Raw genomic sequence first — 17,599 nt, 5'->3', positions numbered from 1 at the left:
CATGCACCGCCCGCCGCGCACCGCACGCACGGCCGACACCGCCGCACAAACGCCCTGGGGCTGGGCGCTGGCCGGTGCCCTGGCCGGGGTGCTGCCCGCCCTGCTGGCCTTTGCACCGGCCCACTGGCTGGCAACTGCGGTGGGCCGGGCCAGCGGCCAACAGATCCAGTTGCAAGCTCCCAGCGGCACGGTATGGACGGGCTCGGCCCAACTGGTGCTGACCGGCGGCCCCGGCAGCCGGGACCGCGCCGCGCTGCCCGCGCGCCTGCACTGGCGCCTGCGCCCCACCTGGGGCGGCCTGCGCGCCGAGTTGCGTGCCGACTGCTGCACCCCCACCCCGCTGCTGTTGCGCCTGGGCCTGCACTGGGGCGGCGCCCGCGTGGCGCTGGCCGATGGCCAGAGCCAGTGGCCCGCCGCCGTGCTGACCGGCCTGGGCACCCCCTGGAACACCTTGCAGCCGCAAGGCCAGCTCCTGCTGCAAACCACGGGCCTGCAGGCCGAATGGGCAGCGGGCCGCCTGGCAGTGGCCGGCAGCGCGCAGCTCGACGCGCTGGCCATGTCCTCGCGCCTGTCCACACTCAAGCCCATGGGCAGCTACCGCATCACCCTGCAAGGGGGCGAGGCGGTGGCGTTGCAACTGCAAACGCTGCAGGGCGACCTGCAACTCAGTGGCAGCGGCCAGTGGGTGGGCCAGCGCCTGCGCTTTGCCGGGGAGGCCAGCGCCACGCCCGAGCGCGAGGGCGCCCTGTCCAATCTGCTCAACATCATCGGGCGGCGCAACGGCGCGCGCTCGCTCATCACGCTGGGTTGAACCTGAAATGAGCCACCCCCCTGCGTCGCTTCGCTCCTTCCCCCCGCTCTCGCAGCGCTGCGCGCTGCGGGCAGGGGGACGCTCCCGGCGCGGCGGGGCGGCCCTTGCGCGGGAGCCCTGGCTTGGGCCGCGCCCGTTTCATGCGATGCGGGTGACGCGCAGCGCTATGGATAGCTGGAATGAAACACCCCCTGTGTCGCTTCGCTCCTTCCCCCCGCTCTCGCAGCGCTGCGCACTGCGGGCAGGGGGACGCCACCGGTACGGCGGGGCGGCTCTTGCGCGGGAGCCCTGGCCTGGGGCGCGCCGGTTTCATGCGTCGCGGGTGCCGCGTTCGCACAATGGATAACTGATATGACCTGCTTGAACATGCCAACACGTTCTTTTGCTATTAAAACAATAGCTGCCGCCGCTTTATTCATGGGCGCCACAGGCCAAATTCATGCTCAAAACGTGCTGCAACCCGGCACCGCCAGCGTGCGCCCCGGCGAGCCGGTGACGCTGAACTTCGCCAACGCCGAGATCGAGGCCGTGGCGCGCACCATGGCCACCATCACCGGGCGCAACGTGGTGGTGGACCCGCGCGTGCGCGGGCAGATCAACCTCGTCACCGAACACGCCGTGCCGCCTGCCAAGGCGTTTGACCAGTTCCTGGCGGCGCTGCGCCTGCAGGGCTTCACGGTGGTGGAGGCCAGCGGCCTGTACAAGGTGGTGCCCGAGGCCGACGCCAAGCTGCAGGGCGGCAGCGTGAGCGTGGCCCAGAGCGGCGCCAGCGGCCCGGCGGGCGGGCAGATCGTGACGCAGATCTACCGCCTCAACCACGAAAGCGCCGCCAACCTGGTGCCCGTGCTGCGCCCGCTGATCAGCCCGAACAACACCATCAACGTCAGCCCCGGAACCAACGCGCTGGTCATCACCGACTACGCCGACAACCTGCAGCGCCTGGGCAAGATCATTGCGGCCATGGATGTGTCCACCGCCAGCGATGTGGAAATCATCCCGCTCAAGCACGCCATTGCCACCGACCTCGCGCCGCTGGTGGCGCGGCTGGTGGAAACGGGCAGCAGCGCCGGCGCGCCCGGCGCCGCCGCCGGTCAGAGCGATACCGGCGCCAAGACCACGCTGCTGGCCGAGCCCCGCAGCAACGCCCTGGTGCTGCGCGCCGCCAACCCCGCCCGCGTGGCCCAGGTGCGTGCCCTGGTCGAAAGGCTAGACCAGCCGCCCGCGCCCGGCAGCAGCGCTGCCAGCGGCAACATCCATGTGGTGTACCTGAAGAATGCCGACGCCACCAAGCTCGCCGCCACGCTGCGCGCCGCCATGGCGGCAGGCAGCGCCAATGCCGGGGGCGCCAGCACCAGCACGCCATCCACCGCCAGCACCAGCGCACCGGCGCTGGGCAGCGGGCTGAGCAGCACCGGCAGCAGCACATCCACGTCCTCTGCCAGCAGCGGCCTGGGTGCGGGCGCCAGCAACAGCGCCGCGCCCGCCAACCAGCCCTCCACCGGCGGGCAGATCCAGGCGGACCCGACGACCAACTCGCTCATCATCACCGCGCCCGAGCCGCAGTACCGCCAGTTGCGCGCCGTGATCGACAAGCTCGACGGGCGCCGCGCGCAGGTGCTGGTCGAGAGCCTGATCGTCGAGGTCAACGCCAACAAGCTGGCCGAGTTCGGCATCCAGTGGCAGGGCGTGATGGGCAAACAGGGCGACGGCACCATCGGCGTGATCGGCACCAACTCGGGCGCTGCGGGCGCCAACATCCTGGGCATCACGTCCGCGCTGGCCTCGGGCAACGCCGGCACCATCGGCACGGCAGTGGGCACCCTGGGCGGCGGGCTGAACCTCGCGCTGGCCCCCCGCGTGGGCGGCCAGTACTACCTGGGCGCGCTGGCCAACTTTCTGCAGAACAGCGGCGACGCCAACGTGCTCTCCACCCCCAACCTGATGACGCTGGACAACGAAGAGGCCAAGATCGTCATCGGCAACAACGTGCCCTTTGTCACCGGGTCGTATGCCAACACCGGCGGCAACAGTGGCGCGGTGAACCCGTTCACCACCGTGGAGCGCAAGGACGTGGGCCTGATGCTGCGCGTGCGCCCGCAGATCAACGAGAACGGCACGGTCAAGATGGCGATCTACCAGGAGGTCTCCAAGATCGACGACGCCACGCTCAAGAACGCCAACGGCCCCACCACCAGCAAGCGCTCCATCGAGTCCAACGTGCTGGTGGAAGACGGCAGCATCATCGTGCTGGGGGGCCTGCTGGAAGACAGCTACTCGCAGGCCGAGGACAAGGTGCCCCTGCTGGGCGACGTGCCCATTGTGGGCAACCTGTTCCGCAGCGAAAACCGCTCGCGCAAGAAGACCAACCTGATGGTCTTTCTGCGCCCCGTGGTGGTGCGCGACGCGGCTGCCAGCGACGCGCTCATGATCGACCGCTACGAATCCATCCGCGCGCTGCAGCAGCAGGTGCAGCCCTCCTCCGGCGGCGTGCTGGGCAATGTGCAGGGTGCGCCCGTGCTGCCCTCGCTGCGCATGGAGCGCAGCACCGCGCCACACAACGCCCAGTGACCATGCGCCACCCCCTGCCCTACGCCTTTGCCCGCACCGCCCAGTTGCTGCTGGAGGACGACGGCCAGCAGCCCGTGCTCTGGCACGGCCCGGCGCCCGACATGGCGCTGCTGGGCGAAGTGCTGCGCAAGCATGCCGTGCGCCACCTGCAGGTGCTGGACGCCGCGGCCCTGGCCCAGCGCATCAGCGCCGCCTACGCCCAGGGCGAATCGAGCGCCGCCACGGTGGTCAGCGAGGTCGAGTCGGACACCGACCTCTCGCGCATGATGCAGGACCTGCCCGCCGTGGAAGACCTGCTGGAAGCCGCCGACGACGCGCCCATCATCCGCATGCTCAACGCCCTGCTCACGCAGGCCGCGCGCGACGGCGCGAGCGACATCCACATCGAGCCCTACGAGCGCCACAGCAGCGTGCGCTTCCGCGTGGACGGCACGCTGCGCGAGGTGGTGCAACCCAACCGCGCGCTGCACGCCGCGCTGATCTCGCGCCTGAAGATCATGGCCGAGCTGGACATCTCCGAAAAACGCCTGCCGCAGGACGGCCGCATCAGCCTGCGCCTGGGCACCCGCGCCATCGACGTGCGCGTCTCCACCCTGCCCAGCGCCCATGGCGAGCGCGCGGTGCTGCGCCTCTTGGACAAGAGCGAGAGCAAGCTGAGCCTGGAGGCCGTGGGCATGCAGGGCGACACGCTGCGCCGCTTCACCGGCCTGATCGCGCAGCCGCACGGCATCGTGCTCGTCACCGGCCCCACGGGCTCGGGCAAGACGACCACGCTGTACGCCGCCCTGAGCCGCCTGGACGCCACGCGCAGCAACATCATGACGGTGGAAGACCCGATCGAATACGAGCTGCCCGGCGTGGGCCAGACGCAGGTCAACCCCAAGATCGACCTGACGTTTGCCAAGGCCCTGCGCGCCATCCTGCGCCAGGACCCGGACATCATCATGATCGGCGAGATCCGCGACTTCGAGACCGCGCAGATCGCCATCCAGGCCTCGCTCACCGGCCACCTGGTGCTGGCCACCCTGCACACCAACGACGCCGCCAGCGCCGTCACACGCCTGACCGACATGGGCGTGGAGCCTTTCCTGCTCAGCTCCTCCCTGCTGGGCGTGCTGGCCCAGCGCCTGGTGCGCAAGGTCTGCCACGCCTGCGCCGGCAAGGGGTGCGAGGCCTGCGGCCACACCGGCTACGCGGGGCGCACCGGCCTGTTCGAGCTGCTGGCGGTGGACGACCCGCTGCGCGCCCTGGTGCACAACCGCGCCAGCGAGGCCGACATCCGCGCCGCCGCACTGGCTGCGGGCATGCAGCTCATGCGCGAGGATGGCGAGCGCCTGATCGCCGCAGGCGTGACCACGCGCGAAGAGGTGGTACGGGTGACGCGGGATTGATGCCCTAGGAGCCTGTCGGACTTGGGGCGTCGAAAGCGAAAATTGGCCCCAGCGAGGACAGTTTTTGCCGGATTTGCAGCCCCATAGCGGGGCTATGGGGCAAAAAGACGGTGAGAAATGGACCGCTGCGGTCAATTTGCAGCCGACGATTCCCAAGTCCGACAGGCTCCTAGCCCCAGACCCCGCTAAAATCGACCACCCTTTTCCAGCCACACACCATGTCCCTCTTTGCCCGCCCCCACTACACCTCGGTTGCCACCCAGTTTCTGGACGATCTGAAGAAGCAAAAGCCCCAGCTCGACGCAGGCCAACAGGCGGGCCGCGCGCTGCTGTGGGACAAGAAGGTGGACCGCAGCCTGTGGCAGGACTACCGCGCAGGCCGCGTCAACCAGAAGCCGTACGCGTTCTACTCGTACGACGGTTACTGACAAAAACAGGCTCTAGCGCAATAAATACGGGCGCTGGAAGCTATTATTTTTATAGCAAATGGGTTCTGTGACGGACACTGCCGCGCCCGTGCCTGCGGGTGATGCCGACGCGGCTGCGCCGTCCGCCATGCCCGAGGTGGTGGACCAGGTCGCGCTGGCGCGCCTGTACGGCGAGCCGCTGTTTGCGCTGCCCACCGACCTGTACATCCCGCCCGACGCGCTGGAAGTGTTTCTGGAGGCCTTCGAGGGGCCGCTCGATCTGCTGCTGTACCTGATCCGCAAGCAGAACTTCAACATCCTCGACATCCCCATGCTCAGCGTCACGCGCCAGTACTTGGCGTATGTGGACGAAATCCGCAGCCGCAATCTGGAGCTGGCGGCCGAGTACCTGCTGATGGCGGCCATGCTCATCGAGATCAAGTCGCGCATGCTGCTGCCGCCGCGCAAGCAGGAGGGCACCGACGAAGCACAGGACCCGCGCGCCGAGCTGGTGCGCCGCCTGCTCGAATACGAACAGATGAAGCTGGCCGCGCAGCAGCTGGGTTACCTGCCGCAGTACGGGCGCGACTTCCTCAAGGCCCAGGTCTTCATCGAGCAAAGCCTGCAACCGCGCTTCCCCGATGTGCACGTGGTCGATCTGCAGGAGGCCTGGCGCGACATCCTCAAACGCGCCAAGCTGGTACAGCACCACAAGATCACGCGCGAGGAGCTGAGCGTGCGCGAATACATGAGCCAGGTGCTCAAGACGCTGCAGGGCCGCCGCTTTGTGGAGTTTGAGGAATTGTTCGACCCCAGCAAGGGCGGCACCGTGCTGGTGGTAACCTTTATTGCGCTGCTGGAGCTGGCCAAGGAAACCCTCATCGAGATCACCCAGGCCGAGGCCTACGCGCCCATCTACGTCCGGCTGGCCTACACGCCGGTCTGACAAGCGCCCTGCCCGGCCCACGGCCACACAGGGCGCTCAACCCGAGAGTTTCATCCATGGCATCGCACGACTTTGACGTATTGATTGTGGGCAGCGGCCTGGCGGGCCTCTCCACCGCACTGCATCTGGCGGCCACGCACCGCGTGGCGGTCATCACCAAGCGCGAGCTGCAGGACGGCTCCAGCGGCTGGGCGCAGGGCGGCATTGCCGCCGTGCTGGCCGACGACGACAGCTTTGCCGCCCACATCCAGGACACGCTGGTGGCGGGCGCGGGCCTGTGCGACCTGGCGACCACGCGCTTTGTGGTGGAGAACGCACCCCAGTCCATCGGCTGGCTGCGCAGCCTGGGCGTGCCATTCACGCTGGAGGGCGACGACCTGCACCTCACGCGCGAAGGCGGCCACAGCGCGCGGCGCATCGTGCACGCCACCGACGCCACCGGCGCCGCCGTGCAAAAGACGCTGATCGACGTGGTGCGCAGCACCCCCGGCATCACCGTGTTCGAGCACCACACCCTGGTGGACCTGATCACCGCCCGCAAGCTGGGCCTGTCGGGCCAGCGCTGCCTGGGCCTCTACGCGCTGGACGAAGCCAGCGACACGGTGGTGACCTTCCGCGCCCCGAAAACCATCCTGGCCACGGGCGGCGCGGGCAAGGTGTACCTCTACACCACCAACCCCGACACCGCCACCGGCGACGGCATTGCCGCCGCCTGGCGTGCCGGTTGCCGCGTGGGCAACATGGAGTTTGTGCAGTTCCACCCCACGGGGCTGTACCACCCGCGCGCCAAGTCCTTCCTCATCAGCGAAGCCGTGCGCGGCGAAGGCGGCAAACTGCTGCTGCCCGACGGCACGCGCTTCATGCCGCAGCACGACGAACGTGCCGAACTCGCCCCGCGCGACGTGGTGGCGCGCGCCATCGACTTCGAGATGAAGAAACACGGCCTGGACTGCGTGCACCTGGACATCTCGCACCAGAGCCCCGAGTTCCTGCGCGAGCACTTCCCCAACATCCTGGGCTATTGCGCATCGCTGGGCATCGACATCACCCGGGAGCCCATCCCCGTGGTGCCCACGGCCCACTTCACCTGCGGCGGCGTGCTCACCGACCTGTCGGGCCGCACCGACCTGCCCGGCCTGTACGCCGTGGGCGAGGTGGCCTGCACCGGCCTGCACGGCGCCAACCGCCTGGCCAGCAACTCGCTGCTCGAATGCATGGTGTTTGCCCGCGCCGCCGCGCAGCACATCGCCCAGGCGCCGCGCCAGCAAATTCCCGCGCTGCCACGCTGGGACGACAGCCGCGTGCAGGACGCCGACGAATCGGTCGTCATCTCGCACAACTGGGACGAGCTGCGCCGCTTCATGTGGGACTACGTGGGCATCGTGCGCACCAACAAGCGCCTGGAGCGCGCCGCGCACCGCATCGCCCTGCTCACCGGCGAAATCCACGAGTTCTATTCCCACTTCCACATCACGCGCGACCTGCTGGAGCTGCGCAACCTGGTGCAGGTGGCCGACCTCATCGTGCGCTCGGCCCAAATGCGCCGCGAAAGCCGCGGCCTGCACTACAGCCGCGACTACCCCGACCTAGCCGCACCGGCTGCGCCCACCATCCTCGTGCCCCCCGTCAACCATTGAAAAGCACCGCCATGTACCGCACCCTGCTCAAGTCCAAGATCCACCGCGTGGCCGCCACGCAATGCGAACTGCACTACGAAGGCTCCTGCGCCATCGACGAAGACCTGCTCGACGCCGCCGACATCTGCGAAAACGAACAGGTTCACATCTGGAACATCAACAACGGCGAACGCTTCATCACCTACGCCATCAAGGGCCAGCGCGGCAGCGGCATGATCTCGGTGAACGGCTCGGCAGCACGCCGCGCCAGCGTGGGCGACCTGCTCATCATCGCGGCCTTCGCCCAGGTGCCCGAGGCCGACGTGGCCACGCACAAGCCGCAACTGGTGTTTGTAGATGAAAAGAACCGCCAGGTGGAACTGCGGCACAAGGTGCCTGTGCAGACGCTTTGACAACATCAAGGTTCGATGCGCCCAATGTCTTGCGACGGCACTTCGCAGTAAACCAAAAGAAGGCCAAATGCCGATTCCGATAATCGACCTCTTTGCCGGCCCCGGAGGACTGGGAGAGGGCTTTGCCTCCCTGAAAGGCCATGACCAGCAGCCCTTCTTCGAGATCGGGATTTCCATTGAAAAGACCGAGGTCGCGCATCGAACGCTGATGCTGCGAGCTGCCTTCAGGCGCCTTCGTGGAACCGATCATGTCAGGCACTACTACAGCTTCATACGGGGCGAAATCGACGAAGCCACGTTTCGCAGCATTCCTGCCGTAGCTGCGGCTTTCGAGCATGCTTCAAAGGAAGCGCGGTGCCTGGAGCTGGGGAAATCCGACGAAACAAGCATCGACGCAGAAATCCGTGCCGCACTCAACGGCCAGCAGACTTGGGTACTCATCGGAGGCCCGCCCTGCCAGGCATATTCCGTCGCCGGACGTGCAAGGCGAACCAACGACAAGGACTTCCACAAGGATGAGAAGCACTTTCTCTACAAGGAATACTTGCGGATCATTCGGGAGCACAGACCGACCATCTTTGTGATGGAGAACGTCAAGGGGCTGCTGTCGTCAAGTCACGCCGGCAGTCCGATGTTCGAACGGATCATTGCGGATCTCGCATCACCGGCAGAGGGACTCGAATATGAGATCCGCTCCTTTGCGAAGAGAGGCAACAGCGATTCCCTGGAGCCAGAGGACTACCTTATTCATTCGGAGCGCTACGGCATACCCCAGAGCAGGCACAGAGTGATCCTGCTCGGAGTACTCAAGGGCACCGGAGCACCTCAGCACCATTTGCTTGAACCCGTATCAACACCTGTGACTGTCGGACATGCCATCGATGATCTTCCGAAGATTCGAAGCAAGCTGTCCAAAGGAGATTCACTGGAAGCATGGCGACATGCGGTTCAGGCTGCTCCCAGCTACATGGATGGCTGGGGTTTGGAAATCGAGTCGGCAATGATCGAGAGAATGCAATCCTCTGTAGCCAAAGCGACCAGCACAAGCACGGGCGGAGCTTTCATCGCGCAGGAATACAGAAGGCCCCACAACCCAACCGAACTGCAGCAATGGCTGCTGGATCGCAATCTGGGTGGCATATGCCAGCATGAATCAAGGGCGCACATGGCATCGGATCTGGCCCGGTACTTCTTTGCAGCAACCTTTGCTGAATGGCAGAAGTATTCCCCTCGGCTGGATGTCTTCCCCCCCAAGCTGCTGCCAGCCCATCACAACGTACAGCCCAACGACAGGGCAGGAGCCATACCCTTCAAGGATCGCTTCCGCGTACAGTGCAAAAACGACCCTGCCACCACGATAGTCGCGCATATTGCCAAGGACGGCCACTACTATATTCACTACGATCCTGAGCAATGCAGAAGCCTGACCGTCAGGGAAGCCGCACGCCTTCAGACGTTTCCGGACAACTACTTCTTTGCAGGCAACCGGACGGAGCAATATACCCAAATCGGCAACGCCGTTCCGCCACTTCTTGCGTACAAGCTGGCAACAATAGTGCGAAGCCTGCTGAATGAGATGAGCAGAAACAAACGCAGGCAAGCCCGTGACCGCATGAACAACCAACCAATGGCAAGTGAAAAGAGCAGCACACCCGGTCAGTTTCAGGCTCCGCTGCTGGCCAAAGCAGACTGACCGAGCACCAAAGCTTCCGAATTGCCGTGCAGCCACTCCTCCACCGATCTTGCTGTGTCCTCCACCGAATGCTTCAGCGAGCACTCCCAGACGATAGCCACACGCCAACCAAGCGTCAGGAGTTGCTCCACATGCTTTTTGTCTCGATCGACATTGCCAAGAAACTTCTGCTGCCAGAAGTCCGCATTGGTTCGAGGAGTGGTGGTATAGCGGCATCCATCATGCCGATGCCAGAAGCAGCCATGGACGAACACGACGGCACGGTGTTTCGGAAAAACAAGGTCAGGGGTACCGGGCAAGCCTCTGACGTGCAGTCGATATCGAAATCCCCTGGCAAAAAGAAGGGAGCGAAGTGCCCGTTCCGGCCAAGTGTCCTTGCCGCGAATGCCAGACATCATGCGACTGCGCTGAGGGGAAGTCGGTACGTGCATGGCCCTGGATACTATTCGCCTGGCTGTCATCGAAAACCGCCTGTTCGCACATCCTCGGCCATTTCATCCGAAGAGAAACGAACCATAGATCGGTAGCTTGAAGCTTTGCATGCAACTGTTTCGCAAGAGATCAAAAAGGGAGCATTGATGGCACGGGAGCACAGACATCCACCAAGCGCAGCATGCCTTTCTGCCTCGATGCGGGATCTTGGTTACTCACTCGAAACTGCCATTGCGGATCTGATCGATAACAGTATCTCTGCGGACGCAGACAAGATCGACATCATCTGCGATATTGCTTGCGAGCATCCTGTTGTGGTCATTCTCGACAACGGCAAAGGAATGACGGGAGATGAGGTGCTGGCCGCCATGCGCCATGGCACAGTCAACCCCAGACGGCATCGGTCACCAAAGGACCTGGGGCGCTTTGGACTTGGGCTGAAAACAGCGTCTTTCTCGCAGTGCCGCTCGCTGACCGTTGTAAGCACCACCGAAGGCCTTCTTTCTGGTGCCGAATGGAATTTGGATCGAATCGATGCTGCAGACGACTGGATTCTGAATATCCTTGATGAGGCTGAAATCCAAGCGTTACCTCATATCGGCAATCTTGGTAGGCACGGCACTGCAGTAGTCTGGCAACAGCTTGATCGCTTGCTGGAGGACGAAGCCAATGATCACCAGCAGGATATCGTGAACGAGAAACTGGAAGCAGTGAGACGACACCTGTCCCTCGTTTTTCATCGATTCCTCTCGGGTGAAGTCAAAGGCCGTACCAGGATATCCATCACCATCAATGGGCATCCCATTGCGCCATTTGATCCCTTCTGCAAAAAGAGCCCAGCGACCCAGGTTCTACCTGAAGAAATCGTATATGTCGGAGGTGCTGAGGTCCGAATGCAACCCTATGTACTTCCTCACCACAGCCGACTCTCCGCTGCCGACTACGATTTTTACCAGGATCGCAGCGATTTCATTTCGAACCAAGGAGGCTATGTTTACAGGAACGGGCGCCTGATGGCATGGGGAGATTGGTTCCGTTTGGTGCCGAAAGGCGAAGCCACCAAGCTGGCGCGGATACAGATCGATTTTTCCAACGATCTTGACGAGGCATGGACCATAGATATCAAGAAGTCACGTGCCCGTCCACCGCATCTGGTGCGTGAACGCTTGCGTCAGATCATCAACAAAATCACCGATCGCAGTGTGACGGTGCATCGAGGACGCGGGCAGCGCCTGTTCCACGAAGCCCAGGCTCCGCTATGGGAACGATATGCAGATCACGACGGTATCCGCTTCGCAATCAACGTACAGCACCCAATCATCACTTCGCTGACAGGAAAACTCTTGGCGGAGGACGCAAAACTGCTGCGTACGCTACTTGATTCGATTGCAGCTGCGCTGCCTATCGAGATGATCTATTCCGACTATTCAACCCAGCCGCGCGTGATCAATCAGCATGCTGCAGATGAGAACCAGACCATGGAACGCCTGAAAAGCCTGCGTCAGGTGCTGTACGGTGACGGGCCTGGCGATCCGAAAGCCTTTCTCCAGATCGTGCGCTCGACGCACCTTTTTGACGGTCAGATCGATCTGGCCGAAAAATTCATCAGCGAGACCTTTGTATGAGCCTCACAGCCATCACTGAAGAACGGAACATCACCAATTCGCTCATCTCAGGCCTTGCCAACATGGGCGAGACGCCGACGCGTGAGCTGGTGGAGGAAAAGGCGAAACAGATCGCCGCAATCTTCGGCTTTACGGGTGATCTCCGCAATATCGTCACCGAGGCGATGATCTCGATCGACACACGCATGGGGGCCGGTGTTTCGTTGGTGGATGTCACTGCAAAGCATGATGATCAGTGGGTCCACAAGCGTGAGGATGTCGCCTGGACGTATGCGGAATCCTATGGGAATTTTCTTCTCAAGGAAGGTTGGCCTCCGCAGATGGTTCAGTCGCTGAGCGATGTGACGACCCGCATTCTCGGCCACCTGCAGGATCCGATGAGCGAGGGCACAACCTGGAACCGTCGCGGCCTTGTCATCGGTCATGTGCAGTCGGGCAAGACGGCCAACTACACCGGCCTGATAGCACGTGCCGCCGACACCGGCTACAAGTTCATCATCGTCGTCGCCGGCATTCACAACAATCTGCGCAAGCAGACGCAGCAGCGCATCGATGAAGCCTTCATCGGCCGATCCAGCGATCCCGAGGATCGTCGCAACATCGGTGTGGGCCTCGCGCCGGGCTATCCGCATCCGGCCACCCTCACCAACATCAACGAGGACTTCAACAAGAACACAGCGGAAAAGAGCGGCTGGAAAATCAACGACTTCAGCAAGCCGATCATTCTGGTCATCAAGAAGAACGTCACGACGCTCAAGGCTCTTCACAAGTGGCTGAAGGAGCTGAACGCCGAGGGCGATGGCCGGATTTCCGACGTGCCGATGCTGCTGATTGACGACGAGGCCGACAACGCGTCGATCAACACCAACAAGGAGGATCTGGATCCGACCCAAACGAATACGATGATCCGGCGCATCCTTGGGCTGTTCGCGAAATCGTGCTATGTCGGCTACACGGCGACACCGTTCGCCAACATCTTCATCAACCCCGACGCGTATGGCGATGATGTGCGTGAGGAGCTGTTCCCACGCGACTTCATCTATTGCCTGGACGCGCCAACGACGTACTTCGGCGCAGAGAAGGTGTTCCTCGACGAGGCGACCAGTCAATCGATCGTGAGGCCGATCGACGATTGCGAGGATCTCATCCCGTACGCCCACAAGCGTGACGATCCCGTCCACGAGTTGCCCGCCAGCCTCTATCGCGCACTCGACGAATTCATCGTCGCCCGCGCCATCCGGAACCTGCGTGGGCAGACCGGCAAGCATTGCTCAATGATGGTCAATGTATCGCGCTTCGTGCCCGTTCAGAAGGCCGTACGTGACTTCCTGAGTCTCAGGGAGAAGAGGATCAGGGAGGCGGTTCTCGCCAACTACGCGATGCCGGAAGAGGTTTCCTCACGAAACGCGTACATGCAGGGCCTGAAGCACGCCTTCGATGCCGAGTATGCCGACGCCGGGTTTACCTGGGCGGAAGTGAAGGCTGCCCTCAGCGGCGTCTTCGAGCACCTACACCTCTATGTCATCAACAGCAAGAGTGACGAGGTGCTCGACTACGCCCGCTACGCTAAGGAAGGAGTCGGGTTGACCGCGGTCGCGGTCGGTGGTCTGAGCCTCTCCCGAGGCCTGACCATCGAGGGGTTGACCGTCAGCTACATGTACCGCAACACGAAGATGTACGACACCCTCATGCAGATGGGCCGCTGGTTTGGTTACCGGCCGGGCTTCGAGGACCTCTGCCGCGTCCATCTTTCGCGCGATTCGATCAACTGGTACTCCCACATCGCCGATGCCTCCGAAGAACTTGTACAGCAGGTCAAGCGCATGCGGCGCGATCGCCTTAGCCCGAAGGATTTTGGCCTGTACGTCCGCTCGCATCCGGACAGCCTGCTGATCACGGCGGTGAACAAGATGCGATCCGGCCAAGAGGTCACGGTCGAGCAGAGTTTCAGTGGGCGATTGCGGGAGAGCTACATAGTCTCCACCGACCCTGACGTGAATGCCAGGAACCTTGCGCTGATCGCCGATCACTGGCGAAGTGGATTCGGCGGGCAACCGGAGGAGTCCACCGAAAAGGGCGTCATCTTCAGGGACGTACCCGTCGAGGTGATCGACGACTTCCTCACCCGGTTCGAATGCCATTCCACCTTTGCCGGACAGAAATCGGACGTGGTGAGCTATCTCGAACGGATTGCGACGAAGCGCCCGCTGGCCGATGTTCTGCTGATTTCCCCTTCGGGTGGCTCAGGCGGTGAAAACGCGTTCACCCTGAGGAACCAAGTGCGCGTCGTCGGGAAGGATCAGCCGGACGGCACTTCTTGGCGCCTGAACAAGGACAGGGTTGCCTCGCGTGGCGACGAGAAGCTCGGTCTCAGCGACGCACAACGCAATGAGGCCAGAACACTGGCTGGCGGCGAAGATGGCTCAGGAGCGGTATCCGACACGCATTACCGCATGGTCCGGAACAAGCCGCTCCTCATGATTCACAGCCTGGAGCCCAAGGGCGAGGCCGTGAAGGGACCGATCGTTGCCTTCGGCGTCAGTTTCCCCCACGGGGACTATTCGACGACCATCAATGTCGTCGTGAACAAGGTCTGGCTCCAGCAGATGCAAGGTTACGCCGACGATCCTGACGAGGAGGATGACTACGATGCCTGAGTCCTCTCCGTGGGATGACATCGCCGTTCCGGGAGCGGACTTCAATGTCCGCCCGGTTGCGGTGGAAACGGCCGTGCCCTGTTTCTGGGGACGCGATGCCGGCGGCGCCTGCCTGTTCATCGTGGAGCTTCAGGGCGACCACGCAGCCCAGTATCGGAAAAACGCGGTCACGGTGAACGGCATTGGTGTCGATTTTCGTGCCGGAGATCAGGGGCAGCAGCGCTTGGTCCTCGCCCTTGAGAAGCAGGTGGACCGCGATCTCTTCGAAGGACTGTGCCGCACCCTTGCATCCGCTCTGGAGCGCGCCACCGACTCGGCAAGCGCTCTCGCAATCTCTCTGGCGCACATCCGCCGTTGGAAGACATTCCTGTCAGGTCGAGGTCAGCACCTGACCATCGAGGAAGTACGCGGCCTCTTTGCCGAAATTGTCTTCCTGACGGAACTAATCGATCGGGAGATGTCGAGCATTGCCGCCGTCGAAGCCTGGCTCGGTCCGGAACGATCACATCAGGATTTCATATTCGGCAACACAGCCGTCGAGGTCAAATCGCTCTCGGGGTCAGAGCGAAACAGCGTCCGCATTTCGTCAGAAGATCAGCTTGAATCCTTGAACGATGCGCTGTTCCTGCGCATCTACCGACTTAGCGCATTGTCAGACGTGACGACCGCCCGCTCCCTCAACGAGATAGTAGCTGCAGTCCTGTCGCGCCTCGACGAGGCAAGCGCTTTGGAGGCTTTTGAACAAAAGCTCGTTGCACACGGCTACGCCCCTCTGCCTGCCTATGACGAACCACGCTTTTCCATTAGCGATGTTCGAAGCTATCGAGTCGCTCCCGATTTTCCGCGTCTCATTCGGTCAAAGTTGCCGACAGGGATCGCCAACGTAGCCTACGACATCAAACTTGAATCGATCGCGCCATACGAGTGCGACGGAACCGCCATCTTCGGAGGACAGTGATGGAGCAAACTGGCGAAGCCTTTTTTCACGATTTCCGACAGGAACTGTTGGCAGGTGCCGAGGCCAATGCCAGATTTCAGCTCGACGAGTTCATGGAGACTTTTGCGACCGAACTAATCGAAACTGGCTTCACTGAAGGCTTTGAGCTTTGCCATTTCCGAGCGCAGCGTGGTATGCGCATAGATGGATACTGGTTCAATGACGAAGGTGGTCTGGATCTTTTCATTGCCGATTTCGATTCCAGAAACGAATTGGTATCACTGACCAAGACCGATCTGGATGCTGCGTTCAAGCGTCTTGCAAACTTTTTCGAGGCAAGCATCGACAGGAATCTGGCCAGCGAACTGGAAGTCACCTCGCCGGAATACGGTCTATCAAGGCAGATCGCTGACCGCAGATGCGCCATCAGCTCGCTGAACCTTATTCTTCTCTCCGAACGCACGCTCAGCGGTACTGTGCAGAGCCTGGCCGATGGAGATGTTGCTGGTATCCCAGCCAGTTACCACGTATGGGACATTTCACGGCTTCAACGCCAGCGAAGCTCCCGCAGTCACAAAGAACCACTCGATCTGGATTTCGATCATATGTTCGGCAAGGCTATCGCTTGCTTGCCTGCCCACCTCAAAACCGATACTTACGAGTCTTATCTGATGGTTATGCCTGCAGATGTGCTGGCAACCCTGTACGAAAAATTCGGAGCACGCCTGCTGGAACAGAACGTGCGCACCTTCCTGCAGGCCCGTGGCAATGTGAATCAGGGAATACGGTCGACCATTTTGAATGAACCAGGAATGTTCTTTGCCTACAACAACGGAATCACCGCTACAGCGCAAAGTGTAGACACCGTGATGACGGATTCAGGCCTAGCGATCTCAAGAGTAATTGACCTTCAGATTGTCAATGGCGGGCAAACCACTGCCTCCCTCTTCCACACAAGGAAACGAGACAAAGCGGACCTATCCAAGATATTTGTTCAAATGAAGCTGTCCGTTATCGACAGCCTGCAAAGCGAGACGATCGTGCCAAAGATATCGGAGTATGCCAACACCCAGAATCGTGTAAATGCAGCCGATTTCTTTTCAAATCACCCATTCCATATCAGGATGGAAGGGTTTTCTCGCCGTATTTGGGCACCAGCGCAGAAAGGCGCCACACGTGAGACACGCTGGTTCTATGAACGAGCGCGTGGTCAGTATGCTGATGTGCAATCAAAGCTCACGCCAGCAGAGCAACGGAAATTCAAAGCCGAACATCCAAAACCGCAAATGTTCACCAAGACAGATCTTGCGAAATTCGAGAACGTCTGGGATGACCATCCGAGGCACGTCAATCTTGGCTCCCAGAAAAACTTTGCACGCTATGCTTCTCGAATCGGCAGTGAGTGGGAAAAGTCATCCGATGGATTCAATGAGTTTTATTTCAAAAGAGCGGTGGCGCGTGGTCTAATATTTCGAGCCACAGAGCGTATCGTTTCCGCCCAACCTTGGTATAACGGCGGGTACCGTGCAAATATCGTGGCCTATACATTAGCAATACTTTCTGAAATTGCAAAACGCAGGAAGCAGAGCATCGACTTTCTCGGAATCTGGAATGCGCAGATGGTCGATACGGTGCTGGAAGGAGCAATCGCGATGATATCTGGGGTAGTGAACAACGACATTACCAATCCACCTCAAGGCATATCCAACATATCCGAATGGTGCAAAAGAGAAGCATGCTGGACGAGGATTCAGGCTCGTGTCGAAACCATCGCAAGCGCCCTGCCCCAGAGTTTCTATGATCGGCTCGTTTCACTCGATGAACAGTCAGTCACAGTGCGGTCAGCAAAACAGACACAAAGGATCGATGACGGCATCGATGCCCAGAAAAAAGTACTGACCGTCCCTGCGACAGAGTGGAATCGCATCCGCAAAGCGTTAATGGAAAGAAATCTGCTCACCCCAAAGGAGGACGGCGTACTCAAAGTAGCCGCACAAATCCCCGCTAAACTGCCCACAGAAAAGCAGTGCTTGGTGCTTTTGGATATTCTGAACAAGGGGAAAACTGAGGGCGTGCTAGTCGAATAAGCTCAAGGGCACACCA

General features: G+C 61.6%; 13 protein-coding genes. 12 read left to right on the top strand and 1 reads right to left on the bottom strand.

The annotated features are described in order from the left end of the window. The first annotated feature begins 1 nt into the window (after position 1). The 8 genes from gspN (at position 2) to MJ602_RS03345 (ending at position 9,845) form a co-directional block, all read left to right on the top strand. Positions 2-811 carry a type II secretion system protein N gene (gene gspN, locus MJ602_RS03380; protein ID WP_243019540.1) on the top strand — a complete coding sequence of 270 codons (810 nt, stop codon included), beginning with the start codon at positions 2-4 and terminating at the stop codon, positions 809-811. Positions 812-1,162: 351 nt separating this feature from the next. Next, positions 1,163-3,379, top strand: a complete 2,217-nt coding sequence (gene gspD / locus MJ602_RS03375; RefSeq protein WP_243019398.1) for a type II secretion system secretin GspD — start codon at positions 1,163-1,165, stop codon at positions 3,377-3,379. Between the two features lie 2 nt (positions 3,380-3,381). Beyond that, positions 3,382-4,770 (top strand): GspE/PulE family protein, encoded by a 1,389-nt coding sequence (locus MJ602_RS03370; RefSeq protein WP_243019397.1) that lies wholly within the window; start codon positions 3,382-3,384, stop codon positions 4,768-4,770. Between the two features lie 218 nt (positions 4,771-4,988). Continuing rightward, positions 4,989-5,198, top strand: coding sequence for a DUF3460 family protein (locus MJ602_RS03365; protein ID WP_243019396.1), 210 nt, complete (start codon positions 4,989-4,991; stop codon positions 5,196-5,198). A 58-nt stretch (positions 5,199-5,256) separates the two neighbouring features. After that, entirely contained in the window at positions 5,257-6,123 is an 867-nt protein-coding gene (locus tag MJ602_RS03360; protein ID WP_423246682.1) for a segregation and condensation protein A, read from the top strand. 56 nt (positions 6,124-6,179) lie between these two features. Next, positions 6,180-7,760 carry an L-aspartate oxidase gene (gene nadB, locus MJ602_RS03355; RefSeq protein WP_243019395.1) on the top strand — a complete coding sequence of 527 codons (1,581 nt, stop codon included), beginning with the start codon at positions 6,180-6,182 and terminating at the stop codon, positions 7,758-7,760. Between the two features lie 11 nt (positions 7,761-7,771). Further along, positions 7,772-8,152 carry an aspartate 1-decarboxylase gene (gene panD / locus MJ602_RS03350; RefSeq protein ID WP_243019394.1) on the top strand — a complete coding sequence of 127 codons (381 nt, stop codon included), beginning with the start codon at positions 7,772-7,774 and terminating at the stop codon, positions 8,150-8,152. Positions 8,153-8,219: 67 nt separating this feature from the next. After that, positions 8,220-9,845 (top strand): DNA cytosine methyltransferase, encoded by a 1,626-nt coding sequence (locus tag MJ602_RS03345; RefSeq protein WP_243019393.1) that lies wholly within the window; start codon positions 8,220-8,222, stop codon positions 9,843-9,845. Here MJ602_RS03345 and MJ602_RS03340 read toward each other — a convergent pair. Further along, positions 9,815-10,276, bottom strand: a complete 462-nt coding sequence (locus tag MJ602_RS03340; protein WP_279235701.1) for a very short patch repair endonuclease — start codon at positions 10,274-10,276, stop codon at positions 9,815-9,817. The two genes, MJ602_RS03345 and MJ602_RS03340, sit on opposite strands and share 31 nt — an antisense overlap. A 105-nt stretch (positions 10,277-10,381) precedes the next feature. Here MJ602_RS03340 and MJ602_RS03335 point away from each other — a divergent pair, with 105 nt between their 5' ends. Genes MJ602_RS03335 through MJ602_RS03320 form a run of 4 tightly spaced genes read left to right on the top strand, consistent with a single transcriptional unit; the run spans position 10,382 to position 17,583 of the window. Next, positions 10,382-11,902 carry an ATP-binding protein gene (locus tag MJ602_RS03335; RefSeq protein ID WP_243019391.1) on the top strand — a complete coding sequence of 507 codons (1,521 nt, stop codon included), beginning with the start codon at positions 10,382-10,384 and terminating at the stop codon, positions 11,900-11,902. Further along, entirely contained in the window at positions 11,899-14,559 is a 2,661-nt protein-coding gene (locus MJ602_RS03330) for a Z1 domain-containing protein (protein ID WP_243019390.1), read from the top strand. The genes MJ602_RS03335 and MJ602_RS03330 overlap by 4 nt, the downstream gene beginning before the upstream one ends. Beyond that, entirely contained in the window at positions 14,552-15,517 is a 966-nt protein-coding gene (locus tag MJ602_RS03325) for a PD-(D/E)XK motif protein (RefSeq protein WP_243019389.1), read from the top strand. The genes MJ602_RS03330 and MJ602_RS03325 overlap by 8 nt, the downstream gene beginning before the upstream one ends. Further along, the gene (locus tag MJ602_RS03320; RefSeq protein ID WP_243019388.1) at positions 15,517-17,583 is read left to right on the top strand and encodes an AIPR family protein; all 2,067 of its coding nucleotides are present in this window, start codon (positions 15,517-15,519) and stop codon (positions 17,581-17,583) included. Before MJ602_RS03325 ends, MJ602_RS03320 begins: the two co-directional genes overlap by 1 nt. Positions 17,584-17,599 lie beyond the last annotated feature (16 nt).

It is taken from the genome of Simplicispira sedimenti (assembly GCF_022760965.1).
GTDB classification, from domain to species: Bacteria; Pseudomonadota; Gammaproteobacteria; order Burkholderiales; family Burkholderiaceae_C; genus Simplicispira; species Simplicispira sedimenti.
Note: the sequence above shows the minus strand (reverse complement) of the source record. Positions and strands in the feature narration are given on the sequence as shown.